This is a genomic window from Hymenobacter saemangeumensis, from assembly GCF_039541835.1.
Classification (GTDB): domain Bacteria; phylum Bacteroidota; class Bacteroidia; order Cytophagales; family Hymenobacteraceae; genus Hymenobacter; species Hymenobacter saemangeumensis.
In genome coordinates this window covers 36,456-61,911 of the sequence record NZ_BAABGZ010000023.1, presented here as the reverse complement: position 1 = coordinate 61,911, position 25,456 = coordinate 36,456, and the positions used below count along the sequence as shown (strand labels likewise).

At 61.0% G+C, this 25,456-nt stretch carries 20 protein-coding genes and 1 pseudogene; 9 read left to right on the top strand and 12 right to left on the bottom strand.

Going from position 1 to position 25,456, the window contains the following annotated elements; all coding sequences use genetic code 11:
- Positions 1 to 55 precede the first annotated feature (55 nt).
- Together ABD919_RS11375 and ABD919_RS11370 are read right to left on the bottom strand one after the other, a co-directional pair.
- Entirely contained in the window at positions 56 to 670 is a 615-nt protein-coding gene (locus ABD919_RS11375; RefSeq protein WP_345236131.1) for a PH domain-containing protein, read from the bottom strand.
- Positions 671 to 701: 31 nt separating this feature from the next.
- Positions 702 to 1,187, bottom strand: a complete 486-nt coding sequence (locus ABD919_RS11370) for a DUF6591 domain-containing protein (protein ID WP_345236130.1) — start codon at positions 1,185 to 1,187, stop codon at positions 702 to 704.
- Positions 1,188 to 1,403: 216 nt separating this feature from the next.
- Here ABD919_RS11370 and ABD919_RS11365 point away from each other — a divergent pair, with 216 nt between their 5' ends.
- Positions 1,404 to 2,654, top strand: coding sequence for a hypothetical protein (locus ABD919_RS11365; protein WP_345236129.1), 1,251 nt, complete (start codon positions 1,404 to 1,406; stop codon positions 2,652 to 2,654).
- Positions 2,655 to 2,963: 309 nt separating this feature from the next.
- Here the strand turns inward: ABD919_RS11365 and ABD919_RS11360 are convergent, their stop codons facing one another.
- From ABD919_RS11360 to ABD919_RS11325, 8 genes and pseudogenes are all read right to left on the bottom strand, one after another.
- On the bottom strand, positions 2,964 to 3,308 hold the full coding sequence (locus ABD919_RS11360; RefSeq protein ID WP_345236128.1) for a hypothetical protein: 345 nt from the start codon (positions 3,306 to 3,308) through the stop codon (positions 2,964 to 2,966).
- 3 nt (positions 3,309 to 3,311) lie between these two features.
- A pseudogene (locus ABD919_RS11355) lies at positions 3,312 to 3,515 on the bottom strand (acyl-CoA carboxylase subunit beta); the annotation flags it as partial.
- Complete coding sequence (locus ABD919_RS11350) at positions 3,512 to 3,700, bottom strand: hypothetical protein (protein WP_345236127.1); 189 nt, start codon at positions 3,698 to 3,700, stop codon at positions 3,512 to 3,514. The gene ABD919_RS11350 and the pseudogene ABD919_RS11355, both read right to left, overlap by 4 nt.
- Positions 3,693 to 4,265: an ATPase gene (locus tag ABD919_RS11345; RefSeq protein WP_345236126.1), complete on the bottom strand. Its 573-nt coding sequence runs from the start codon at positions 4,263 to 4,265 to the stop codon at positions 3,693 to 3,695. The genes ABD919_RS11350 and ABD919_RS11345 overlap by 8 nt, the downstream gene beginning before the upstream one ends.
- Positions 4,266 to 4,269: 4 nt before the next feature.
- Entirely contained in the window at positions 4,270 to 4,833 is a 564-nt protein-coding gene (locus tag ABD919_RS11340) for a hypothetical protein (protein WP_345236125.1), read from the bottom strand.
- A gap of 3 nt (positions 4,834 to 4,836) precedes the next feature.
- Complete coding sequence (locus ABD919_RS11335) at positions 4,837 to 6,465, bottom strand: acyl-CoA carboxylase subunit beta (RefSeq protein WP_345236124.1); 1,629 nt, start codon at positions 6,463 to 6,465, stop codon at positions 4,837 to 4,839.
- Positions 6,466 to 6,645: 180 nt separating this feature from the next.
- Entirely contained in the window at positions 6,646 to 7,650 is a 1,005-nt protein-coding gene (locus tag ABD919_RS11330) for an MlaD family protein (RefSeq protein WP_345236123.1), read from the bottom strand.
- Positions 7,651 to 7,803: 153 nt separating this feature from the next.
- Complete coding sequence (locus ABD919_RS11325) at positions 7,804 to 8,610, bottom strand: N-acetylmuramoyl-L-alanine amidase family protein (protein ID WP_345236122.1); 807 nt, start codon at positions 8,608 to 8,610, stop codon at positions 7,804 to 7,806.
- A 209-nt stretch (positions 8,611 to 8,819) separates the two neighbouring features.
- On the opposite strand from ABD919_RS11325, the gene ABD919_RS11320 reads away from it, so the two are divergent.
- The 5 genes from ABD919_RS11320 to ABD919_RS11305 all read left to right on the top strand — a co-directional run bounded on the left by ABD919_RS11320 (position 8,820) and on the right by ABD919_RS11305 (position 20,200).
- Positions 8,820 to 11,822 carry a putative LPS assembly protein LptD gene (locus tag ABD919_RS11320; protein WP_345236121.1) on the top strand — a complete coding sequence of 1,001 codons (3,003 nt, stop codon included), beginning with the start codon at positions 8,820 to 8,822 and terminating at the stop codon, positions 11,820 to 11,822.
- Positions 11,823 to 11,904: 82 nt separating this feature from the next.
- Positions 11,905 to 12,138, top strand: coding sequence for a T9SS type A sorting domain-containing protein (locus ABD919_RS23980; protein WP_425556408.1), 234 nt, complete (start codon positions 11,905 to 11,907; stop codon positions 12,136 to 12,138).
- Between the two features lie 406 nt (positions 12,139 to 12,544).
- Entirely contained in the window at positions 12,545 to 14,098 is a 1,554-nt protein-coding gene (locus tag ABD919_RS11315) for a T9SS type B sorting domain-containing protein (protein WP_345236120.1), read from the top strand.
- Positions 14,099 to 14,155: 57 nt separating this feature from the next.
- The gene (locus ABD919_RS11310) at positions 14,156 to 15,931 is read left to right on the top strand and encodes a T9SS type A sorting domain-containing protein (RefSeq protein WP_345236119.1); all 1,776 of its coding nucleotides are present in this window, start codon (positions 14,156 to 14,158) and stop codon (positions 15,929 to 15,931) included.
- Positions 15,932 to 16,699: 768 nt separating this feature from the next.
- Positions 16,700 to 20,200, top strand: coding sequence for a M43 family zinc metalloprotease (locus tag ABD919_RS11305; protein WP_345236118.1), 3,501 nt, complete (start codon positions 16,700 to 16,702; stop codon positions 20,198 to 20,200).
- A 102-nt stretch (positions 20,201 to 20,302) separates the two neighbouring features.
- Here ABD919_RS11305 and ABD919_RS11300 read toward each other — a convergent pair whose 3' ends face one another.
- Positions 20,303 to 20,791: a hypothetical protein gene (locus tag ABD919_RS11300; protein WP_345236117.1), complete on the bottom strand. Its 489-nt coding sequence runs from the start codon at positions 20,789 to 20,791 to the stop codon at positions 20,303 to 20,305.
- Between the two features lie 71 nt (positions 20,792 to 20,862).
- Entirely contained in the window at positions 20,863 to 22,254 is a 1,392-nt protein-coding gene (locus tag ABD919_RS11295) for a TlpA family protein disulfide reductase (protein WP_345236116.1), read from the bottom strand.
- A 442-nt stretch (positions 22,255 to 22,696) separates the two neighbouring features.
- On the opposite strand from ABD919_RS11295, the gene ABD919_RS11290 reads away from it, so the two are divergent.
- From ABD919_RS11290 to ABD919_RS11280, 3 genes are all read left to right on the top strand, one after another.
- Positions 22,697 to 23,101, top strand: a complete 405-nt coding sequence (locus tag ABD919_RS11290) for a response regulator (RefSeq protein ID WP_345236115.1) — start codon at positions 22,697 to 22,699, stop codon at positions 23,099 to 23,101.
- Between the two features lie 407 nt (positions 23,102 to 23,508).
- A complete protein-coding gene (gene panB / locus ABD919_RS11285) occupies positions 23,509 to 24,324 on the top strand; it encodes a 3-methyl-2-oxobutanoate hydroxymethyltransferase (protein WP_345236114.1) in 816 nt (271 codons plus the stop codon).
- Positions 24,325 to 24,396: 72 nt separating this feature from the next.
- Positions 24,397 to 25,296: an ankyrin repeat domain-containing protein gene (locus tag ABD919_RS11280; RefSeq protein WP_345236113.1), complete on the top strand. Its 900-nt coding sequence runs from the start codon at positions 24,397 to 24,399 to the stop codon at positions 25,294 to 25,296.
- The last annotated feature ends 160 nt before the right edge of the window (positions 25,297 to 25,456 follow it).

Genomic DNA, 25,456 nt, shown 5'->3' with positions numbered 1-25,456 from the left:
TCGAATACTTCAAACCTAGCCTGTTCACGCCGAACAGACTTTTTTTCTGCCTCATCTATACCCCGCAACTTAGGTTAGCTAGGATGGCAGACCGGCGCTCGTCATACTCCGCCTGCGTCAGCAGCTCATTTTCGAGCATCAGCTTTAGTTTCTTCAATTTCTCCATGGGGTCGTCGGCGGTGCTTACCGGAGCTGCGGGTGCCGCTACCGGCCCGGCGTTTACCACAATACCGCCCCCGGCAGCCGCACGCTTGTCTTCCAGCTCGCGCTGCCGGCGGTAGTCGCGAGCCTCTTCTTCCTTGGCCTGCCCAAACTGATACAGCTTGCGGGCCTGGTCTTTGGGCAGGTAATCCATCAGGTCGTAGCCCCGGGCCGTCTTAATGGAGAAGTCGGCCCCCAGCATGTTTTCCTTGATGTGGATGTCGATGACATCTTTCCACTGATGGTCTTTAAACTCCATGCTGAGGCCGAAGTTCTTGGGCCGGCAGAAGATAACGCGCTTGTTGGTAAGGGCTACGCAGTCGGGGGAGGTGTTCAGCACGGGCTTTTTCTGCACCGCGATGTACTGCACTTCCTCGTCGGCAGTCAGCAGGCCGCTGACTTTGCCCATTAGCTTTTCAATGGCTTTGGGGTCTTGGTTTTCATTCAGGAATCTGGCAAAAGAACTCATGGCAGTGAAGAAAAAAGGTGAGAAGAATACACTATTGCCCCATTTGCTCCAGCATCTTCGCCGAGCCCTGCAGCTGGGCCGCCGCGGCATGGGTCACCTTGGCCGCAATGCTGGTGTAGCGCTTCAGAAAAGCGGCATCGCCCTGGCAGGTTTCGGGGGAGAGCTGCTGCATTTCCTGCGCCTTAGCAGCCATCTCGCCGTATTCCGCCATGATGGACATGTCGGTAGGATTCTTGGCGTATTTGGCCGACAGCGCCACATAGGCCGTGGCAAACTCCTCGTAGTCGCGCAGAAACTTGTCGCAGTCGCCGGCAGACGCGCCCGCACTGGCGGTTTCCTCGACGGGCGTAGCTTCTTCCGGCGCGGCCTCGGCTACCGTGGCGTCTGCTTCGTTGCTCGCCGCTTCGGCTATGCTGCTGGCTTCAGTGGTGGCCGCCGTAGCGTCGTCTTTGGTGCTGCTGCAGCTACTGAAGGCGAATGCGGCGGCCAGCAGCATGGGAATTAAGGTTTTTTTCATGAGAAGGGGTGCAAGAGAAAAGGTGAGAAAAGCCAGGCAAAAGTGAACTAGCCGGGCCCAGAGCAGAAATCCTGTGGCGTCCGGAGCAGGCCAGACACGCAAACTCTTACTAGACCGGGCTCCGAATGGAAGGGAGGCAAAGGTGAGCCCCGGTCAGGACTGCATACAAAGGCCAAAAAATTCTTTTTCTTTAGGCCTGCAAACCGACCTTCTACCGTGCCTCACCTGCCCCCGCCCCTTCACACCGCTTTGCGCGAAGCGGTTGCCGCCCGCTTTGGGCAGCCCCTGCGCTATCCCAGCCACTGCGACGCCCTGGAGGCCGAGCTGCAGAAAGCCGCCGCTACGGGTGGGCGCCGACTCAGCCCCAGCACGCTGCGCCGCTTTTTTGGCTTGGTCGACAAAGAGGGCGGCTACCACCTGCACACCCTCGACACCCTGGCCCGCTACGCCGGTCACGCCGACTTCGCGACCTTCGGGCAGGCCATTGCGGGGCTGGTCGCGCGCGGGGACGCCCCCAGCGAAGCCCCAACCGACATTCCCGAGCTGCTGGCCATGGAACGCCTGGCCTACCCCGAGCGGCTGCTGCTCGGATACTTCCTGGGACGGGTAACGCGGCCGGCCTCCCCTACCGACCCGGCGGCCCCGCTGGCCCTGCGGCTGGCGGCCCACCCGGCCGGGCAGGAGTTTTTTGTGGAGTGCTTCGTCGATATGGCTTACCTCAACGGGGCCTATGGCGATATTGTGCGCGAGTACCTGCGCCACAAGCCCACGCCCGAAGCCCAGCTGTTTGGGCACTGCGCCCTGTTCCTGGGGTCGTTCCTGGCGGAGGATGAAACGACCTGGCGCGCCCGCCTGCGGCAGCTGCTGGCTTTACCGGTTCCGGCCAATGTACACCCCTTCCCGCTGGGCCGCCGGGCCTTTGCCGAGATTGTTGCGGCCTGGTACGACGCCCCCGACCGGCAGGTGCCCCCTGCCCGACTGCAGCGCCTGCGCCGCCAGGCTGCCGGGATACCCCGCTCCGAGGCCAACAGCACGGTACTGCCCGCGTTCTATAACCTGTTTCCCGCCGGCTACTACTTCTTCGTGGCCGAAGCACTGTTTCTGACAACGCAGTACGCGGCCCTGCGCGACTGGCTCGACATCACCGATGCGGAATTCCCGGAGCTGGCCTTGCTGGAGGAAAACGTATTCAACGAGCTGATGCGGGCCTTTCGGGCTGTTGCCGAACTGCGGACTGAAGGTGCCACTCCTTCAGCTACTCCGCCCACCGGGCAAGTGCTGTTTGGCCTCGATACCCACTCCTGGCTGCTCGACTACTACCAGGTACACTTCTGGCTGGCACAGCTGCACTTTGCGGCTCCCGGGAGCCACGAAGCTGCTCAGCTACGGGGACAGGTGCAGGAGTTTGCGGCCTGGCACGGCATGCCCTTCTACACGCAGGTGGCCCGGCGGGTGAGCCGCTGCTAACACCACAAAACCGCCCCATTCCTGACAGTGCAAACGCGGGAACGGGACGGTTTTCACTGTATGGGTATGGCCTGTAACAGTAGCGCAGCCCATAAAGTGTGCGCTACTGATTCCGACACCGGCTTTTTACTTTCTTTTCTCCTGGATGGCGCAGGGCTGTGCCCCGAGTCTACTATTTGTCGGCTTCTGGCCGGCAGCACCGGGCTTTCGCCTGTATCGTGCTGGCGGCTGCGGGCCAGAGGTCCGCGAATAGTCAGCACGGGGCACAGCCCTTCGGGTACGACCCCGCGCTATCGAGTTCAAATGCGTTCAACAACCAGACGCAGCATTCCCAAACGTGAATTTTCCGGTGGTCCCATTCCAATCCGACTGGTAGCCGGAAACCCGGAAGAAATGGCTGAGCTGCAGCTGAAAATCCAGCCATCCGCATCCATCTGCATGCTCTTTGCCAACTAAAGTGTTGACGCAAGAGGCAATTTCCGCAAAGTCGGCTTCCGTAAAATCGTCTTTGGCAAGCAGTAGGTGTACGGTTGCAGATGCTACTTCGTATTCCGTTTTCCACAGCGGATGCCATCCACTTCCCGCAGCAATACCTTTAAAATAGCCAACTAACCTGGGCAAGTCTGCCCTTATTTTCTCCTGCTCTTCGGTCATACCTCACACCTGTATTACCCCCACATTATACGCCTTCTCAATCGGCGCATGGTTGGCGGCAATGCCTTCTGAAATGACCTTCCGCGTTTCCAGCGGGTTAATCATGGCATCGCCCCAGAGGCGGGCCGCCGCGTAGTAGGGCGAAAGCTGCTCCTCGTAGCGGGCCTTGATGCGGTCGAGCTGCTCCTTTTCGGCTTCGGGGATTAGGACCATTTTTCGAAAGGAGCGGCTGGGGGCATATCCTCCGGGGCTACGGCCACTACTTTACCATTGCGGGACACGATAACCGGGCTCTGCCTGTATTTTTTGAATGCCAGCATATTGTTGTAGGCAGCCACAAGCCCGATTTTGAGCTGCTGGTTGATGTAGGCGGCTTGCTCTTTCTTAGACATGGTAAGTAACCCTTAACTGTTGCCAAATATCCTCATTTACGACCTGTGTTTCCCCGTCCGCACTGCTGGCTACCAGCTGCGCCGCCCCGTTGGAATTATCCATAAACGTCCAGCTATCAACGGCGGTGCAATAAGCTGTAAAAAACTGTTGCAAGCCCCCAATGTAGCGCCGCCGGATAACATCTTCCGGAATAGAATGCCCACCTTCCTGCACCCGCAGCTTCACCCGGCCAACCGCCAAGTCGGGCGAGTTCAGCCAGAAAAACAACAGGCTAACGAAATACCCCCGCTCCCGCGCCTCGGCAATAAACCGCAGGTAGTGTCGCGTGGCCAGCGTTGTTTCCAGGGCAAAGGTTTCCCCGGCTGCCAGCAGCTCCCGCAGCCGCGCCAGCATCAGCCGGCCCGCTTGCACGCTCACGGTTTCGGGCTGAAAAGGCGAGAGGCCACGGGCAATTTCATCGGCGTTCACAAACTCGCGGCAGTCGAGCAGGCCGGGCAGCAGGGCGTAGGCGGCCGTGGTTTTGCCCGCCCCGTTGCAGCCGGCCAGGAGGTAGAGGGTTTTCATCGAGTTAATATCGTAGCTCTACCCCTGTTTTCTTTAAAGCCTCAGCTCCAGGCAACATATCTATGCCCTCAAACTTTCTAACGGCCATTTTACTAATCTGCCGCCTTAATCGCCCAGAAGTTGACACTATTTCTTTCCAGTTCCAGCGTTTTACTTCTGCTAGCTCTTTATCATCGTCCGCTCTTCCTATGGCCCCTCTTTCATTAAAGTGCCCGATGTTGGAATGATGAAGACTGCCGTGCTGATACCCACCTAAGTGTAATTGAATTAGCCCCCATCCACTCGTTGCGTAGCGAAATGTATGGCCTTCGCAGTGCTTTGGATTCAGATTAATTTTTCTAAAAAACACTTCTCCACCAAAACGGGGACTCCATAATCGGAGCGATATGGCAAATTGTCCTCCGTTTTCTAAATCAAATTTTGCAGCTATTTCATCGGTGCTTTTGTATTGACGTACCTCCTGCCCAAACGCAGAAGACAAGTCGAAAACCTGCAAGTCTGTGTGCTCGAAAATCAATTCGAAAACCTGGGTTTTATCTACGCCAGTCGCTAAGAAATTGTAGTTCATTGGTCACACCTGTATTACCCCCACATTATACGCCTTCTCAATCGGCGCATGATTCGCGGCGGCGATTCCCTCGGAGATGACCTTGCGCGTTTCCAGCGGGTCAATCACGGCGTCGACCCAGAGGCGGGCGGCGGCATAGTAGGGCGAAAGCTGCTCCTCGTAGCGGGCCTTGATGCGGTCGAGCAGCTCCTTTTCGGCTTCGGGGGTAATTTCCTCGCCCTTGGCCTTGAGGCTGGCCACCTGGATTTGCAGGAGCGTGTTGGCGGCGGCAGCGCCGCTCATTACGGCGAGTTGGGCAGTGGGCCAGGCCACGATGAGGCGGGGGTCGTAGGCCTTGCCGCACATGGCATAGTTGCCGGCGCCGTAGGAGTTGCCTACCACCACCGTGAACTTGGGCACCACGGAGTTGCTCATGGCATTCACCATTTTGGCGCCGTCCTTGATGATGCCGCCCTGCTCGGACTGCGAGCCCACCATGAAGCCGGATACGTCGTGCAGAAACACCAGCGGGATGCGCTTCTGGTTGCAGTTCATGATAAATCGGGCGGCCTTGTCGGCCGAGTCGGAGTAGATGACGCCGCCCATCTGCATGCCGGTTTTCTTGCTTTTCACAATCTTGCGCTGGTTGGCCACGATGCCCACGGCCCAGCCGTCGATGCGGGCCAGCCCGCAGATGAGCGTCTGCCCGTACAGGTCCTTGTAGGGCTCAAACTCGGAGTTGTCGACCAGGCGGTGGATGATGTCCATCATGTCGTAGGGCTTCACCCGGTCGGAAGGCAGCAGGCCGTAGATTTCCTTTTCATCGAGCTTGGGCGCGGCGGGCGCGCTGCGGCTGAAGCCGGCGCTGGGCTGGGCGCCCATCTTGTCGAAGATGTTGCGGATATGGTCGAGGCACTCCTCGTCGGTGTCGAACTTGTAGTCCGTCACGCCCGACACTTCAGAATGCATGGAGGCGCCGCCCAGGCTTTCGTTGTCGATGGTTTCGCCGATGGCCGACTTCACCAGGTAGGAGCCGGCCAGGAACACCGAGCCAGTGCCGTTCACAATCATGGCCTCGTCGCTCATGATGGGCAGGTAGGCGCCCCCGGCCACGCAGGGGCCCATGATGGCCGAAATCTGCACGATGCCCATGGAGCTCATCACCGCGTTGTTGCGGAAGATGCGGCCGAAATGCTCCTTATCCGGAAAAATCTCGTCCTGCATGGGCAGGTACACCCCGGCCGAGTCGACGAGGTAGATGATGGGCAGCTTGTTTTCGATGCTGATTTCCTGGGCCCGCAGGTTTTTCTTGGCCGTGATGGGAAACCAGGCGCCGGCCTTCACGGTGGCATCGTTGGCCACTACCAGGCACTGCCGGCCCTGCACGTAGCCCATCACCACCACCACGCCGCCCGATGGGCAGCCGCCTTCTTCCTTGTACATGCCCTCGCCCGCGAAGGCGCCGATTTCCACCTGGGCCGCGCCCTTGTCCAGCAGGTAGTCAATCCGCTCGCGGGCCGTGAGCTTGCCCTTGGCCTTGTGGGCGGCAATGCGCTTCTCGCCCCCGCCGAGGGCCACTTTCTGGAGCTTCTGGCGCAGGTTGAAGCTGAGTTGCTTGAGCTGGTCTTCGTTGCGGTTGAACTCGACGTTCATACTGGAGATGGGTGGGAATGGGGTGATGAGGAGATGAGGTGATGGAGTGACGAAGTCTTTTTCCTTCAGAGGAGGAGGAAGCTCAGCGCACATCAGTGCCTTGCTGGCAGGGCACAAAAAACCGCCCCCGCACGAATGCGAAGGCGGTACAAATGTAGGGGCGCGGCTCTGCCGGAAAGCCTACTTTTTCGTCGTTTTCACTTCTGTCTCCACCTTGGTGCCATTGGGGCGAGTCGTCGTCGTTTCTACTTCCTTCTTGGTTTTACCCTCGCCCCCGCCAAACACCGAGAAGTGCACGTAGCGCTTGGGGTTGGCTTTCATGTCGGCCAGCAGGGCATCGGCACTGGCGGCGGTGGAGTTGAGGTTGTTGTAGAGCAGGGTGTCGTTGAGCAGCTTGCCCAGGGAGCCGTTCCGGTCGTTCAGCGACTTGTTGAGGCCGGCAATGGTGGTCTGGGCTTCGCCCAGGGTGGAGTTGAGGCGGCGCAGGGCCGGGGCAATGGGCGCCGTCTTGAGCGAGTCCGACATCTGGTCGAGGTTGACCACCATGTTGTCGAGCTTGCGGCTGGTGCGCGACAGGTCGCGGGTGAGGCGGGCCATGTTGGTGGTGATTTCGTTGATGTTGCGCTGGTTCTGCACCAGCAGGTTCTGCAGGGCTTCGGTGGCGCCCTGGGCGTTTACCAGCGTGCCCTGCAAGCTCATTTTGGCTTCCTTGCTCAGGAAGGTGTTCACGCGGGTAAGGGTAGAGTCAACCGTGCCGAGCACGGGCAGGGCCTTGGCCTGAAACGCGTCGGCGATGCTGGCCACGGTGTAGGATTTAAGCTCTTCGCCGCCCTTGTACACCACGTTGTTCTTGCCCAGAAACAGGGTAATGGTCTTGGAGCCCAGCAGCGAGCCCGAGAGGCTGGCCACGGTAGAGTCGCCGATGGTGATGTCCTTGCGCACTTCCAGGGCCACCTTGATGCGGTTGTTGTCTTCGGGCAGCAGCTGCATGTCCTTTACCTGCCCCACCTTGATGCCGTTGAAGATGACGGGGCTGCCGACGGTGAGGCCATCCACGTTGGCATAGCGGGCATAGTAGGTATTATCGGTGGAGAAGACGTTGCTGCCTCGCAGGAAATTGTAACCCACGAAGAGGGCGGCAATGGCCACGATGGCCAGCAACGCCACTTTTATTTCTTTAGACACGGAAGGGGAAGTGAATTATGAAGTATGAGTTTTGAATTATGAGTGCACGTTCCGGAACTCATAACCTGAACGACAACGCTACCAATGCCGAAGTAACAAGACAAAGCCAAATGATACCATCGGGGCCAGCCGGGCCGTATGCCCGGGTGGTAGCTACCGCTCCAGCTCGCGCTTGTACTCGAGCAGGGCGCGGTAGATGCCTGCCGCCATATACGTTTGGTTGGCCTTCTCGTTGAGGTACTGCTCCTCCGTCCGGTTGGTAAGAAAGCCGGCTTCAATCAGGACCGAGGGCATGGTAGACTTCCAGAGCACTAGGAAGCCGGCCTGCTTCACGCCCCGGGAGCTGCGCCCCAGGCTGCCCCGGAACTGCCGGTCGATGCGCTGGGCCAGGCGCAGGCTGTTGGTGATGTAGGCCGACTGAAACAGCGAGAACAGGATGTGGCTTTGGGGCGAGTGCGGGTTGAAGCCGCCGTAGCGGCTCTGGTAGTTTTCTTCCTGCAGGATAACCGAGTTTTCGCGCTTGGCCACGCTCAGGTTGGCGTCGGTTTTGTGCGGGCCCATGGTCCACACCTCGGTGCCGTGGCTTTGGCTGGGCCCGGCGTTGCAGTGCACCGAGATGAAGAGGTCGGCGTGGTGGCGGTTGGCGATGGCGGCGCGCTCGTCGAGCTCCACAAACACGTCGGTTTTGCGGGTGTACACCACTTTCACGCCGGGCATGCTTTGCTCAATCTGCTTGCCCAGGGCCAGCACAATGCTCAGGGCCACGTCGGCTTCGCGGGCTTTCTGGCCCGAGCAGCCCCGGTCTTTGCCGCCGTGGCCGGCGTCGAGCACCACGGTGCGCAGGCGGTAGCGGCCGCGGGAATGGGCCGCCGAGTCGGTAGCAGCGGAGTCGGCTTGGGGAGGCGCTGCACTGGCTAGCAGAAGCAGGGCCGCGCAGCCCAGGGAGGCAATAATCCGCACGTTGTTCGTTGAAGGGGCAGTAGCGAACCGCTACCTTTGTAAATGAGTAATTAGTATGAAGTACGCAGTAGTTGGCAGCCGGTAGCTCCGTGCTGGCCCCTTTACGTGACCAGTCGATAAGCCAGTTATTTTTTCAGTCCAGCTACTACCTACTGTATACCGTTTACTGAATCTGCCCCAAAATTAAACGAATTAACCGCTACATTACTTTGCGAGCTAGCTTTGGACTGCGCAGCAGCGCCCGCGAGCAGTCGTGGCCGCGCACGAAAGGGCCCTGGGCCGTGCTGTGGGCTGTATTTGCCTGCCTCTGGGGCGGGCCGGCGCTGGCCCAGACGGCCCCCGCCCCTACCCTGCCGCGCACCCCGGCCAACCCGCCCCGGAGCACGCCGGCCCCGGCCAAGCCCCGGCAGCGGCCCGGCAGCCGGCCCACGCCGCCGGTGCGCTACATCTCGCCCGACCCGCGCGACCCCCAGGGGCCGCCCCCGCCCGGCGCCATCAACCCCGGGCAAAACCGCGTGCCCGGCACGTCCCACAAGCCCGTGCCCGACACGCTGGCTCCCGGCCGCCCCGGTACGGGCCTGGTGCAGGGTGTGAGCGGCGCCGGCGACTCGCTGAACCTGGCCGCCGGCCGCAAGGGGCAGATAGAAACCACCGTGAAGTACGCCGCCAAGGACTCGATACAGTTCGATGTAGGCAACAAGATTGCGCGGCTCTACAGCAAAGCCACCGTCGACTACGGGACCATGAACCTGAAGGCCGCGCTCATCACCGTGAACTACGGCACCAACACCGTGGTAGCCGAAGGACGCCTCGATTCCGTAAGCAACAGGCTACAGGACCGGCCCGTGTTCAAGGACAAAGACGGGGTGTACACGGCTGGGCGCATTGCCTACAACTTCAAAACCAAGAAGGGCAAGATTGCCGAGGCCGTCACCCAGCAGGGCGAGGGCTACGTGAGCGCCGAGACCATCAAGAAGATGCCCGGCAACGAGCTGTATGGCTTGCACGGACGCTACACAACCTGCAACCTGGAGCATCCCCACTTCTACATTCAGGCCAGCAAGATGAAAGTGGTGCCGGGCGAAAAAGTGGTTACCGGGCCCTTCAACCTCGTGATTGGCGACGTACCCACGCCCCTGGGCTTTCTGTTCGGCTACTTCCCTACCCCCAACAAAAGCCGGGGCTCGGGCATTCTGATTCCCACCTTCGGGCAGGCCGCCGACCGTGGCTACTTCCTCACCAACGGCGGCTACTACTTCGCGCCCAACGACTACATCGGCGTGCGCCTGACCGGCGACGTGTACGCCGGCAATGCCCAGAGCTTCGGCGGCTGGGGGGCCACAGCCGACGTGACTTACCTCAAGCGCTACGCCTACAACGGCAACTTCAACTTTCGCTTCACCGACCGGCCCGCCAACCGCATTCTGAGCAGCGACGCCCTGTCGACCAGCCCGGAATACATCCGCCCGCCTTCGGACCGGACGTTCTGGCTGTCGTGGTCGCACACGCCCGTGCCCAAGCCCGGCGGCGGGCGCTTCACGGCCAGCGTGCAGGCCGGCAGCAGCAGCTTCAACCGCCAGAACAGCACCCTGAATGCCCGGCAGTACCTCTCGCCCTCGTTCAACTCCAGCATCAGCTACTCCAAGCAGCTGCGCAACCTGCCCATCAACTACAACGTGCGCCTGAGCCAGAGCCAGAACACCCAAACCGGGGTGATGGACTTCACCCTGCCCGACATCAGCGTGGGCGTGGCCCGGCAGTACCCGTACGAGTGGCTGGGCCTGGAGCCCCGGGGCCGCTTCTACGAGCAGTTCACCATCAGCTACAACCTCATTGCGCAGAACCGGGTGAGCAACGTGATGCGGGCCCGGCAGGTAGATGGCGGCCTGCCCCTGCTGGGCGGCACCAGCACCGACACGCAGATTCCGCTCAGCTTCCGCAACCTCGGCAGCCTGCTGCGCAACGCCCAGAACGGCATGCAGCACCAGTTTGGCATCGTGCTGGGCTCCTACAACGTGGCCAAGTACTTTAAGGTGCAGCCCAGCGTCAACTACGGCGAAACCTGGTATGGCCAGCGGCTTGACTATAAGTACATTGAAGCTGCCCGCGCCGTGCGCATCGACACCGTGCGGGGCTTCCACCGCGAGTACTCGTACTCGGCCGGCCTGAGCCTGAACACGGCGTTTTATGGCACGGTGGTACGCAGAGGCAACCGCAAGATTCAGGCCCTGCGCCACAAGGCCACGCCCAGCCTGAACTACAACTTCTCGCCCGACCTCAGCCAGAATACTTCGGCCTACCAGAACGTCACATTCCCCGGCCTTACCGATGCCAGCGGCCGCCAAGTTACCGACCGCACCTTCAACCGCTACGCCGGCTTTGTGTACGGCGTGCCCGGCGGGCAGCGCGTGAGCCAGCTGTCGTTTGCCCTGCAGAACTCGGTGGAGATGAAGGTGCGCAACAACAACGACAGCACCGGTACCTCTCCCTTCAAGAAAGTGAGCCTGCTTGATGGCCTGGACTTTAACATGGGCTACAACTTCGCGGCCGACTCGTTGCGGCTGTCGCCGCTGGCCATGACGTTCCGCACTCAGGTGGCGCAGAAGCTGAGCATTGTAGCCAACGCTACTCTGGAGCCTTACCAGCGCGACAGCATGGGCCGCGCCATCAACCGCTACCTGTTCGAGCAAAGCAACCGCCGCCTGCTGCGCCTGAGCTCGGCCACCCTGGGCCTGAACTACGCCTTCAACCCGGCTTCGGGCACGAAGAAAAGCACGGTGCGCCGCAACGTAGCGCCTGCCAACGACCCGCTGCTGGGCACGCCCGGCCCGCCGGCCTTTTACGCCGACTACGTGGACTTCGACATTCCCTGGGAGCTGGCCATGACCTACAACGCCTCCTACACCACCAGCCGGCCACTGCGCCCGGGGCAGGCCCGCCCGCCGCTGCTGTCGGCGTCCACCATTGGCTTCACGGGCTCGGTGCGCCTCACCGAAAACCTGCGCCTGAGCTACACGGCCGGCTACGACATGGTGAGCAAAAACATCACCTACCCCAACATCACCTTCTACCGCGACCTGCACTGCTGGCAGATTACCGGCATGTGGATACCCTTCGGCCAGCTCAAAGGCTACAACTTCACCATTGCCGCCAAAAGCAGCCTGCTGCAGGACCTCAAGCTGAACCGCAACCGCCAGCAGCAGTTTCAATAGGGCGGCGCATGCCAGTTTGTATTACAAAGCAGGAAAAATAGTACCCTGCTTTATTGGGGCGCGCTCTGCCGGGGCAACTCCAGTGAATCTGTTTCCTAACCCAGCGAAAGAGGAGGTGACAATAGAGCCTCGTGAGAACCTTCGCTATGAGTGGGTGAAGGTACTTGACCTGCAAGGGCGGATAGTAGAGGAGCGCCAAAGCAAGGAAGCAGTTGGCGTAACTAGCTTTAACGTAAAAGCCATACCAAATGGATTGTACCAGGTGCAGCTGTTTGATGGCAAACGCCTCAGCACCCAGCGGCTCGTGAAAGAGTAAGCTGGCTGGGCTTATCGTACCCAGGGTGAGCATAGCTTGCCCTGGGTATTTTTGCTTATACGCTCACTCTCTCTTCTACCCTATACCTATGAAAAAAAAACTGCTATTGCTGGTAACTCTGGCTTTCATAACTCTATCTACCCAAGCTCAGCGCGAGTTTAATACCTGGTGCTTTGGTCAATATCTAGGCTCCTCGACGCCCAATGGTGCAGGCATCCGCATCGAATTCCCGTCTGCAGGCGGCCCTGGGGCCCCGTCAATCTGGGCCGGCACCACAGGATTTTGGGGTAATGTATTTTGGGGCACCGCCAGCAATACTGCCATTTGTGATGCTCAGGGAAGATTTTTGTTTATGTCGGATGGTGTTGGCATTTCTTCTACCAATGACGCAAATAACTACGCGCAGATGCCAAATGGTAACTTAAACGCAGCGGCGACGGCAACCTCTATTAACGCTGAAGAATGGTTTACCAGCGTTACCCCTCAATCCGCGGCTATTGCCCCCGCACCGGCCAACGACCACGACTACTATGTATTTTACTGGGAAAAGGCGACGGTGGATGGGCAAACTGCCTACGCCCTGTGCTGGGCCCGGGTAGACATGCGCCTGAATAACGGCCGGGGCGGGGTGGCCGAGAAAGGCCGGCAGGTAACCCGCACCCTCTACGGCCGCGTCACGATAGTACGCCACCAAAACAACCGCGACTTCTGGGTGCTTACCCCGGACCTGCTTAGCCGGGGGTTCCAAGCCTTTCTGCTGTCGCCGGCTGGGGTAAGCGCCACGGCAGTGGTGTCGCTGGCTGGGCAGGCCCAGTTCCCCGACCAGGGCGAGCTACGGGCCGCGCCCAACGGCCGCCGACTGGCGCGCGGCGGCCTGTTGCGTACCGGCCCGGGCAGCGGCGAGCGACTGGTGTGCGTGTACGACTTCGACAATGCCACCGGCGTGGTTTCGAATGAGCAGATAATATACCGCACACCCGTGGCACAGCTCAACGTGGGTGGCGATGGCCGTTTGTTTTGTAGTGAACTAACCCAATTCTGCGCGTTTTCTCCTAATTCGGAATTGCTTTACACTGCAGAGTCGACGCCGCTGACGGCCAGTAGCCCGCGCCGCCTCAGCGACCTGTGGCAGTACGACCTCATGCGGCCCGGGGCCGCGGCTATCGCGGCTTCCCGGTTTCTGGTATCGGCCGTGCCGGTGCCGCCCCTGCCCTACGACTACCTCCGGTTCTTTGGCCTGCAGCTGGCCCCCGATGGCACGCTGTGGGCGGGGCAGTGCTATGAACGATTTCCGCTGGTGCCCGGCACCACGCAGTTTCGTACCGCCGCCGCAGCCCTGGTGCGTCGGCCCAACGTGGCCGGGGCCGGCTGCGCCTTCGAGGCCGAGGGCTACCCCTACCTGCCCGGCCAGGTGCCGAGCATGCACATGCCCAACATTATTGCAAACATGCTGTACGCCCCGCCCACGCTCAATCACGAAGTCGGCTGTGCCGAAGACTCGGTGCGGTTTTGGGCCGGCAGCGCGGGCCTGCCCACGGGCCTGCGCTGGGATTTCGGCGACCCGGCCAGCGGAGCGGCCAACACTGCCACGGGGCGGCAGGTAGCTCACCGCTACGCCCGTGGCGGCACCTATACCGTGCGCCTCACCCTGGCCGATGGCCGCGTGCTAAGCCAGCCGGTACAGGTGCCCCCGGCCAGTATCGACTTTTCCGCCGCGAATGTATTCACTCCCAACGGCGATGGCCTGAACGATGCGTTTGTGCCCGTGCAGGCGCCCCTGCCGGGCGCCCGCCTGCGGGTGTTTTCGCGCTGGGGCCAGGAAGTATTCAGCACTACCGACCCCAGCCTGCGCTGGAATGGCGCGGGTGCGGCCCCCGGTGAGTACTTCTATCAGCTCGATTATGCTGACTGCCGCAGCCAGCCCCGGCAGCTGCGCGGGACGGTTTCCCTTTACCGGTAATTTTTCTTTTGCGCTTTTTCTACCCCATTCATGCAGCTGCACCGCTTAATCCGCATTTTGTTCCGAAATACTTGGCTGCTGAGCGGCTGGTTGCTGGCTGGCTGGCCCGGGCTGGCGCAGGCCCAGCAGCCGGCTGGAACCACCGCCCTGGTAGTGCCCTATAGCACCCTGCCCCCTGTTGGCGGCTCGCGGGCCCTCAATACAGCCGCACCCTATGAGCGAGGCGCTATATTATTGATGCGAAATGAGATACGCGGCGTATTGCCGAATACCAGCCTTGTCTCGCTCGGAATAGACGCCAACAACCCGCCGTGGCCGGTGCAGGCTGCCGTAACGGGCAACCTGCGGGTATGGCTGCGTAACAGCACCGACGCCCGCTACCATCTCAACGATACCTGGAGCCTGCTGCTCAGCCAGCAGCCCACCCCGTTTCAACAGGTCTACAACGGTCCGCTGACTATCAACCCCTCGGGCCCTTCCGACATCAGCTTTCAGGTTCCCTTTACTTACACTGGGGGCAGCCTCTACGTGGCCTATGAGTGGGAAAACCCCACCCCCAGCATGTATGGAATGCAGTTCCTGTCCAGCGCCGGGGCCGCCTATAATCCTTGGTGGCACGGCAGCACTGGCACGTCTGGCTTTCCGGCCCAGCTGCGCGACTCGTCCCTGGTTCGCCCCCGCCTGCGGCTGGGTTACCCCTCGCCGGCCCGCGATGCGGCCATTGTGTGGGCCGAAGGCATTGGCGAGCTGCCCGTGCAAAGCAGCGGGGTGCTGCCCTACCCGGTGAAGGTGCTGGTACGCAACCAGGGCAGCCAGCCGCTGCTGAACCTGCCGGTGTCGCTGGTGCCGGGCATCAATGCTGCGCCGGGCAGCGGCACAACCACCGTACTGCCCAGCCTGGCCCCCGGTGCCGAAGCATACGTGCGTTTGCCAGGCCTGGTGCCACAAGCCGTGGGGGGCTTTACCTACTACACCGTGCAGCTGCCGCCTGACCAAAACCCCACCAACGACGTGTGGGCCGACTCGACCGTGGCCACTACCCATGAAATCAGCTATGTGCGTGGCTTCCCATTCGCGGTTAATGTGTATTTACTGTTCACCCAGGGGATAGGTGGGGGCATGGTTGGAGGCACTATGCTCACCCGGTTTCCGCTGCATGCGCCGGCCCAGGTAAGTTCTTTGCGTCTGTTTCTGAGCCACGACCGGCGCTCGGTGGGCGAAACGGTGTACGGCGTGGTGCTGGATGAAGCAGGGCACCTACTGGGTCGCTCCGCCAACCACGTCATTACGGCCGCCGACCAGGACAACTGGCTGCTGTGTTCGCTGCCCACCCCGGTGCCGGTGACGGGCCGGTCATTTTTCGTGGGCCTGGCCCAGCTGCCCCACCCAGCCGGCGGACTTTTCCCTCCGAGCCATGACCCGCTGACGTACCAGCTAGAAGAATTCCCGCGGGATTCGACCTGCTACATTGCTGTGGGCGACTCGGCTATTCGTGGGCTTAAGTACCCACGCCATGTGCCGCAGTCGAGGATGCGCTTCATGATAGAAGCGTCCCTGCAAGCTGCGCCTCTCGCCATTCGGGCGGCGGCACCATGGCTGGAGCTTTGGCCTAACCCTGCCCGGGAGGCGGTGCAGCTGCGTTTACCGGCTGGTACCGGTGCTGCCCGAGCCACCCTGCTTGATGCTACCGGCCGTGCGGTGAAGGCCGAGGTATCGTTGCGCGTGGCGGCAAATCAGGCCACTTTCCTTCTCCCGGACCTGCCTCCCGGCCTGTATGTTCTTCGTGTAAGCACAGCAGGCTGGCAGTTGAGCAAGCGCATAATGGTAGAGTAGCCCCTCACAGAGCTATTCGCCGTGGGCTTCGGCCGGCTTTTTTCTTGAGCTTGCTCCTGATGGGCATACGCTGACACACCACTTTGGAGCATGCCCCTGGCTTGGTTAGTGCCTATTAACTCCCAGCAACCTTTTGGCCAGTCACGCGGTCTACCCAGCATACACAGAAAATGAAGGTGAGGGCCTTGTTATTTTCTCAATTGTGTTGTCTGCTAAAAAGCCCCTGGCTTATATGTCAGGGGTTTTTTGCGCGCTAGCCCCAGGCTTTTTTCTCAGCACCTGCAGAGCCGGCGCCTACGGTTGAGCTTGCACCATCTCGGGCAAGTAGAATTAAGCCCGGCGAACAAAACAAGTTCTGCGGCTCAAACCATTCCTAAAAATTTGCACTTATCCAATGAAAGCCATAAGCTTAATAAGTTGGCTTGCGCACACGGCACACCAATGGTGATGCGCCACGAGAATCTTTAACTTTTCAAAGCTCAGGTGGAAAAAGCAAGGTATGCAAGCCGAGCACAGAAGAAACTGACGAATCACAAGCCCACAAATAACAACTCATTATTTATCAATTAGCTACCTAACAAACCACTTGCTTTTGAATAGAAAACAGCCTGTTATTTACTAGCCAAACTTATCTAGTTCAAGCGGACAAAATCGAGTGGCAATATTTTTGTTATAGCACAAAAGCTTGTATATTTGATATGCCCAAACCGGCTTTACCCGCTGGTCTGCGGGCTATTAATTGCTTATTTACATTTTACCTACTATCTCATGAAGCTACGAGTACATAACTTTTTCCTGATGTGCTGTGTGCTGGGGCTGTCCTTTGCTAAGCCGGCTTTAGCCCAACGCAACCGGCACGACCGGGGCTGCGGGACGACCGAGAACAACGAGGCCATGCAGCAGCAGCTGGAGCATTCCATTCCGGGCTACAACCGTAACGCGCCGGCAGCACCGCTGGCTGGAGCGCTGCGCACTACAAATCAAGATTATACCATTCCCATCGTATTTCACGTGGTGCATAATGGCGAAGCTGTAGGCACGGGCAGCAACATCTCCGATACCCGCATCCTGGAACAGCTCACCCGCCTCAATGAAGACTTTGCCAAGCTGAATGCGGACCGCACTTCGGTGCCGGCCGCCTTTCAGCCCGTTCATGCCGACATGCAGATTCAGTTTGCCCTGGCCCAGCGCGACCCCAATGGCAACTGCTTCAACGGCATCAACCGCATCAACCGCAGCAGCAAGGGCTGGACGGCCCCTCCCTACACCCAGACCTACTGCAACAGCACCATCAAGCCCGGCTCGTTCTGGGACCCCAGCAAGTACATGAACTTCTGGGTAGTAGACCTGGGCGGCGGCCTGCTGGGCTTTGCTCAGTTTCCCGACAACACCGCTGGCCTGGGCGGGCTAAACACCTCGGGCGGCTCGGCCAGCACCGACGGCGTGGTGTGCCTGTACTCTTCCGTAGGTAACGGCGGCCTGGCCGCGGCGCCTTACAACCTGGGCCGTACCGCCACCCACGAGATAGGGCACTGGCTGGGCCTGCGCCACATCTGGGGCGATGCTTCCTGCGGTACCGACTACGTAACGGACACGCCTACCCAAAGCACCTCCAACTACGGCTGCCCTTCCTTCCCGAAAGTTACTTGCTCCAACGGCCCCAACGGCGACCAGTTCATGAACTACATGGACTACACCGACGATGCCTGCATGTTCATGTTCTCGGCCGGACAGAAAGCCCGCATGCAGGCCGTAATGGCGGCCGGCACCCCGCGCCGTACTTCGCTGGCAACCTCCACGGCCCTGCCGCCCGCAGTTACCGTGGAAGCCAGCACCGTAACGCCGCTGGTATGCGCCGGTGGCACCATTCTACTGAACGGCACAGCACCCAGCGGCTATACTTATAGCTGGACGGGCCCCAACAACTTCACGTCCACGCAGCAGAACCCATCGGTTAGCAATGCAACCCTGGCATCCGGCGGCACCTACACCATGACCGTCATGCCGGCCGGCGGCTGCCCCGTGTCGACCACTGTCGACGTGGAGGTGCGCGAAATCAGCGGCACGCCCACCCTGGTATCCAGCGCAAATACAACCTGCAGCGGCACGTCGGTGACGCTGACCGCCACGCCCAGCGGCGCCCAGACGGCTACTGCCATCAACCAGAACTGGAACACGGGCACCACCGAAGGCGGCTGGACCCGCGACAACACCGGCACGGCCAACGGCCCGAATTCCGCTCCGGCCTGGGCTATCTACAGCACCACCCCCGGCATCGACGGCACCCGCTACGTGATGGTGGACGCCAGCACCACCAACAACAACATCCTGACCCGCTCGGCTCTCTACAGCCCCGTATTCAGCCTCTCGACCCTGGCTACGGCTACGCTTACCTTCCAGCACATCCTCCGCTTCCAGAGCGGCGACCTCTGCCGGGTAGAAATCAGCACCAACGGCGGCAGCAGCTGGACTGTAATGCAGAGCTACACGGCCAACCAGGGCTCGTCGACCACAACCACGGCCAGCCCCGCCAATGCCAGCTTCAACCTGGATAGCTACGCCGGCCAGAGCAACCTGCAGCTGCGCTGGTTCTACAGCTCCAACTCGGGCTTTAACTGGGCCCTCGACAACATCAAGGTGGAAGGCAACATTGCCAACACCTACGCCTGGAGCGTGCTCAGCGGCGACGGCCTGCCCACCAATGCCGGGTCGGGCAATACCCTGGTAGTGACCCCCACCCAGACCTCGGTGTACCAGGTAACGGTAACGGCCCCGGGCAAGTGCTCCAGCGGCGGCACCATCGTTAGCGTGTCGGTGCCCACCTCTACCACCTGGACCGGCTCGGCCGGGGGCGGCAACTGGAACAACGTAGGCAACTGGAACGCCTGCGTGCCCACCCGTACCATGACGGCTACCATTCCGGCGGGCCTGGCCACGGCCTACCCCATTGTATCGGCCACAGCTGAAGTGCGCCACCTGGTGCAGCACGGCCCCGTGACCATGAGCGGCGGCAGCCTGGCCGTATACGGCGACCATACCGGCGCTGGCAGCTTCACCCAGACCGGCGGCACCTTCGTGGTGGCCGGTGCTGGCGCCCAAAGCCTGCGCGGCCTGAGCTATGGCGCTATGAGTTTCAGTGGTGCCGGTGTGAAAACCCTGGCTGCCAACGCTACCGCCAGCGGCGCGGTTACAATGACCGGCGGCGTGCTTACCACGGGCAGCAACACCCTGACCCTGACGGGCAGCGCGGCGCTGAGCGAAACTTCAGCCAGCTATATCCTCGGCCGGGTGTTTACCTCCGTAGGCCTCACGGCCGGCAGCAGCAGCAGCTTCCGTGGCATTGGCGCCAGCATCACCGTTCCTGCCGGCAGCGTAAGCCCTGGAGTAACCACCGCCCTGCGCATCACCGGCTCGCGCCTCATGAACCCTGCCGTGGCGGGCTACCAGAGCATCAGCCGCTACTACGACCTCACGCCGACCGTAAACACTGGCTTGAACCTGACGGTGGCCCTGAACTACAATGCCACTGCCGACCTGGGCGACCTGGTGGAAAGCCGCCTCGTTGCCTTCCGCGCCGTAGCTGTAAATGGACCTTTCCAGCGCATGAATGGCACCCTGAACATGTCGGCGGGCACCTTCACCATCCCCAATGTAGACCACCTCTCAGTGTGGACCCTGGCCGACGCCAACAGCCCGCTGCCGGTAAGCCTGACCAGCTTTGAAGTAGCTGCGGCCGGTACCGCGGCCCGCCTGGTCTGGGCTACGGCATCGGAAAAGAACAACGACCATTTTGTGGTGGAAGCCAGCACCAATGGCCATAGCTTCCACACCCTGGGCCGCGTAGCCGGCATCGGCACCACCGCGCAACGGCAGCAGTACAGCTATACCGACGCGCAAGTGAGCCGCTACGGCGCCTCCGTGGTGTACTACCGCCTCAAGCAGGTAGATACCGACGGCACCTTCAGCTACTCGCCGGTGCGCACCCTGGCAGTGGGCAAAGGCCAGGAAAACGGCCTCACCGCTCTTCTCTGGCCCAACCCCTCGACTGCCAGCGATGCGGCTCCCAGCCTTGCCCTGCACGGCTTCAGCACCGAGCCCCTGACCCTGACCCTGCGCGATGCCCTGGGCCGCGTACATAGCGTACGCACCCTGACGGCGCCGGCCAACAACCTCAGCCTGACGGAAGCCGCAGGCCTGCCCGCCGGCCTCTACGTGCTGGAAGTGCTGCAAGGCAGCCAGCGCCTAAGCCTGAAAGTGCTGCGCGACTAACGAAGCCGGCCCTTCTCGAAGCGCCAAACAAAAAGCCCCTGCAGCAATGCAGGGGCTTTTTGTTTGGTCCTGGCAACAAGATACCGGCCGCTTTTAAGGGCCTTACTGCTGCGCTCTGCAGCTGCCGGCAGCAGGGTCCAGCTCTTGCTGGTCGCAGAGCCAGGAACGCGCATCGGTTTCGTTGTCGAAAAAGTAAGGATAGAGGTCGTGCGCGGCGGCAGCCCGCTGCGTAGTGGCCGTAGCCTCGCTTTCGGCAATGGGCCGGTGCTGGGGGGCCAGCACGTAGGCGATGAACACCGGGCCACCAAGCGCGCGGGCTACCTGCCTGGCGTAGTCGTGCGCAAACCAAGGCCCAAAGGAGGGCGCGTGCCAGTTGCGGCCCCGCAGGTCGAGCAGCCAGAAGCGGCAGTTGCTCTGCCGGTGGGCCTCGGCTAGCAGCTGCGCGTAGTCGCTTCGCAGGTCAGCATCGGGGTTGGCCACAGCCTGCGCCCACTGGGCCGTGAGCAAGCCATTGGCGGGCTCGGGAACAATCTGGAAAGTAGTAGAAAGTGCTGCTGTCATAAACTCCAGGTGGTTTGGCGGAGCAGACATTCAAGCAAAAGAAAAAATTCCGAAGCGCCGGAATTTGCGGCTGCGTCCCTGCGCCCCGGCGAAGGGCCAGCCTAGCGCTTCACGTTTTTCACCGACACTGCCCGGTACGCTGCCGCTTTGCCAAAGGCGGCCCGCAGGTCGTCGAGCAGGGCATGGCTGCTGAGGCGCTTGGGGTTGGGGTCGAGCACGGTGCCGTCTTCGGCAATCAGCACGAAGGAGGGCAGCGTTTCGATATCGTAGGACTCCCGCACGGCGGGGCGGGCCTTGGGCGGCACCACGGCAGGTGCCACCGAGGGCGCCGCCACGGCAGCCGCCGGCAGCTTTTTCGATGCGGCGTCGTCGAACCCGGCGCTAACAAAAACGATGGGCTTGCCGGCAAACTCTTTCACCACCTCCTTCAGGTAAGGCAGCTCGCGCTGGCTCATCGGCAGGCGGCTATCCCAGAACATCACGTACACCAGCCGGCCGGTGTATACCGCCAGCCGCACCGTATCGCCCTCGGGAGTGTGCAACGGCAAGGGAGGCGCCGGGGCCCCAATGGCCAGCTCCTTGTGCTCGTCGAGGTCGCGGCGCAGCAGCTCCAGCCAGGGTGCGGGCGCCCCGGCCGTGGTGGCGTAATCCTTAAGCATGGCCCGGGCGTGCTCGATGTGGCCAAAGCGGAAGGTTTCGAGCAGCACGCGCCCCAGAATAAGGGGCCGCAGCGCACCTTTAAAGGTGCGGTCGGCCAGCTGATAGCAGGCCGGGTAGTACGCCGGGGACGTCAGGGACTTGCCCTCGGTGCGCACCTGATAATGCACGTAGTTGAGCATAAACTCCTGCACCTGGGGGCTGGTGGGCGCGGCTTCGTCGCCGGGTACCACGGCGGGGTCGCCCAGAAAGCTGTAAAACTCGGGGCTGAGCTTAAGGCGGCCTTCGGTGCCCACCACCTGCTCGCGCAGGTCGGGGTAAGTCAGCCGGTCGTTGGCGTAGAGGTAGCGAATCTCCGCCTGGGCAAAAGCGGCAAACGCCGGCGAGAAAGCCGCCGGGCCGCCGGCTTTTTTGAACAGCTTTTCCTGCTTATCGCGGCGGTAATCCAGAAAAGAGAGAAACGGCTTCTCGTACAGCTCGATGTTTTCAGGCAGTACCTGGTAGCCTTCGTTGCTGGCAAACTCGTTTTCAACTTCCGCCAGGTAGCCGTTGGCCGCTGCCGCCGGCCGGTGAGTGCTGCCATCAGCCGAAGAATACTTCAGGGAGGTCAGCAGCTCGCCGCTCTTAAACCGGAGCTGCAAGGCATTGCCCGGCTCCAGAAAAAGCGGCACCTCTTCTTCGCCGTAGCTAAGCTCCAACAGCGTGGGCGCGGTAAGGGGGATGTCGAGCCGGAACTCGCCTTTGCTGCTCAGGCGGGCTCCAATGGTCTGCTCCCGCGGGTCGAGCGGCTGCGGATGCCAGCTTACCCGGATGGAATCGGCTTTGGGGCGGGTCACTTTACCGCTAAGCGTGGCCCCGCCTTGCGCCTGCGCCAGCTGGCCCAGAACGCAGAAAGTAAAAAGGACTATCCACCGCATGTTTTGCATAATGTGTGCCGGCGGCGACGGCCGGCGTTCGTCGGGAAGGTGCCTGCCTATTACCGCACTTGCCAAAAAGGGGTTGCAGCGACCGCCAGGATTACGCAGCAGCAGGCCCGGGAGCCTGTTCCAACAGCCTCCCCAGCCGGTATAATTTGGTTTGCGAAAGAGGCCAGGACAAGGCGGTTGGCGCTTCTTCAATGAACCTGCTCCGGCTTGGCTGCGCCCGCCGCCTGCGCTGGCCTTTGCTTGCCCGGCGACGGAAAATGGGCATTCATCGCCGCAATAGCACCGCTCAGCCTCATTTTCTCCTTTTGCCCCGCTGGCTGATGTTAATTAGGGTAGCTTTTTGCCTTCAGCTATGACCTCCGACTGCCTACGTATTCTGCTCGTTGAAGACGATGCCGCCGTCGCAGCCGACTTGCTTGCCTGCCTGCAGGAAGCGGGCCACGAGGTGCTGTCGGTGGAGGCCCGCAGCGACTTCGCCCTGACTGCAGCCCGCCTGCTGCAGCCCGATGTAGTGGTGCTGAACGTGCGCCTGCGGGGCCCCCTCGATGGCCTGGCCGTAGCCAGCACGCTACGCGCTTCCCGCCCCGTGCCGGTGATTTTTATCACTGCCCAGGCCGAGCACGCCTCCCTGCTGCAACAGGCGCAAGCCAGTCCCCTGGCCATCCTGGCTACGCCGCTGCTCGGCCGCGACCTCTGCCAGGACCTTGGCCGGGCCCTTACGCAAGCAATGTGCGAAGCGCAGGCCCATACCCTATAAAGCAGGCGGGCAAAAGGCCGTAGGGTTACCAAGCAGCACAGGCCTGCTGCTTTTACGGGCCGGCTCCTCCGTAAGGGGCTCCCTTTGCCTGAGCTACTTCCACTTGGCTAGCTGCCAGCCTTCGGGTGGCACAAAGCAATTGGCCTGACCGGCTTGGTCGGGAGCTGCCATATTTTTTCTCGCCAGCCATTACTGGCGCTGGCATATAGAAAAGAGGCTCGAATTAGGGCTGGTCGGGCCTTAGAGCCAAGATGCCAGCGGAAAAAGCGGGGCCGATGAACCTCTTCAGCACCGGCTTTTTCATCCCAAAGCGGATTGCCGGGGCGCACAGGCGCTGCAAATGCCAGGAATTTGCCAGCTTTGCCTCGTAAATGGAAGCGTATAGCTTCCCCTCACTTATTACGCGCATGTCCCAGCACAAGGAAGTTAAGCTCGTTACCACCCACCAGCTCATGGCCATGAAGCAGCGCCAGGAGAAAATCTCCATGCTCACGGCCTACGACTTTTCCATGGCCAAGATTCTCGACGGCGCCGGGGTGGACGTGCTGCTCGTCGGCGACTCGGCCTCCAACGTCATGGCCGGCCACGAAACCACGCTGCCCATCACCCTCGACCAGATGATATACCACGCCCAGAGCGTGGTGCGGGCCGTGAAGCGGGCCTTCGTGGTGGTGGATATGCCCTTCGGCTCCTACCAGGGCAACTCCTCTGTGGCGCTGCAGTCGGCCATCCGCATCATGAAGGAAAGCGGCGGGCACGGCGTCAAGCTCGAAGGCGGCGCCGAAATCAAGGACTCCATCATCCGCATCCTCACGGCCGGCATCCCGGTGATGGGCCACCTGGGCCTCACGCCCCAGTCCATCTACAAGTTTGGCACTTACACCGTGCGGGCCAAGGAAGAAGCCGAAGCCCAGAAGCTCATTGAAGACGCCCGCCTGCTGCAGGAAATCGGCTGTTTCGGCCTGGTGCTGGAAAAAATTCCCGCCGTGCTGGCCAAGCAGGTAGCCGAGGAGCTCACCATCCCCGTCATCGGCATCGGCGCCGGCCCCGACGTGGACGGGCAGGTGCTGGTAGTGCACGACATGCTGGGCCTCAGCAAAGGCTTCGAGCCCCGCTTCCTGCGCCGCTACGCCGAGCTGCACGACGTGATGACCGACGCCGTGAGCCGCTACGTGGAAGACGTGAAAAGCCGGTCCTTTCCGACTAAGGAAGAAGGGTACTAATGTGCTGATGTGCTGATTTTTTGATGGGTTGATGGGTTGATGTGCTGTGGCGCCCTTCCTCTGTCATTGCGAGTGGAGCGCAGCGGAACGCGGCAATCCGTCCTCTTCGTGCGCCTAACCAGATACTGTGAAAAGCTAAAAAGCTCCCGCATGAAACCTCGCCGCTACTACTTCATGCTGCTGCTTATCCTGCTGGCAAACACCTGCCTGGCTCAACGCCAGCGGCTGGGCCATGATGTGCACCTGTTTGATGGCCCGGCCCTGCGCCTGGCACAGGCCGTGCAGCAGGAAAGCCGGGAGGCTATCCAGAAGCTGGTGAAGGCCAGGCCTGGCTTGCTCAACTACCAGGAGCCCACTTATGGCATGACGCTCCTGTACTGTGCGGTGAGAAACAGCAAGGGAGGCTCGGTGGAAGAGCTGCTTGAGCTCGGTGCCAATCCCAATATCCTAGAAACCTACTCAGGCGAATCAGCACTGATTCGAGCAGCTACAAACTTCGAGACATCAGCCTACGTGCACCTGCTGCTGGCCCACGGCGCAAATCCCAACCTAACGGCTAAGGATACCCCCGGAAAAACCCAATATCATTCGCCGCTGATGGCTGCTGCCGCTTCCCGGCTGGAAAGTGTTCAACTATTGCTGGCGGCCGGGGCCGACCTCAACTATACCAGCCCGGGGGGAGACACTGCTGTTATGCTGGCACTCATGAGCCAGCGGGTAGATATAGCCGGCTTCCTGATACTGGAAAAGCACGCGGATATTTCCAAGCCGCTGATGCGAACGTTTAAGGGCAGAAACTTAATGGCAGTGGATTTTTTACGTGACTGGACTTTCGACCTGGACTCGGAAAACTATAGGAAGAAGATGCTGCTGGCTGCCTACCTGAAAGCACAAGGGCAGGACTACTGGCAGGCTCCCATTCCCAAACATTTACAGAAGCTGTACCCGAAAGGGTACCTGGAAAAATACTAAAAGCCCGACACCGCATATCCTGCTCCTCAATAAAAGGGGGCACAGGCCCCAATCCCTCTTTCCTCCCTCATTAAGCGCAGCGTTAGTACCTTCGCTATCAGTAACGCAGAAGCGCCGGGTAAGAGTGGTCTGTTGACGTGCGTGGCCCCCGGGGCCGCAG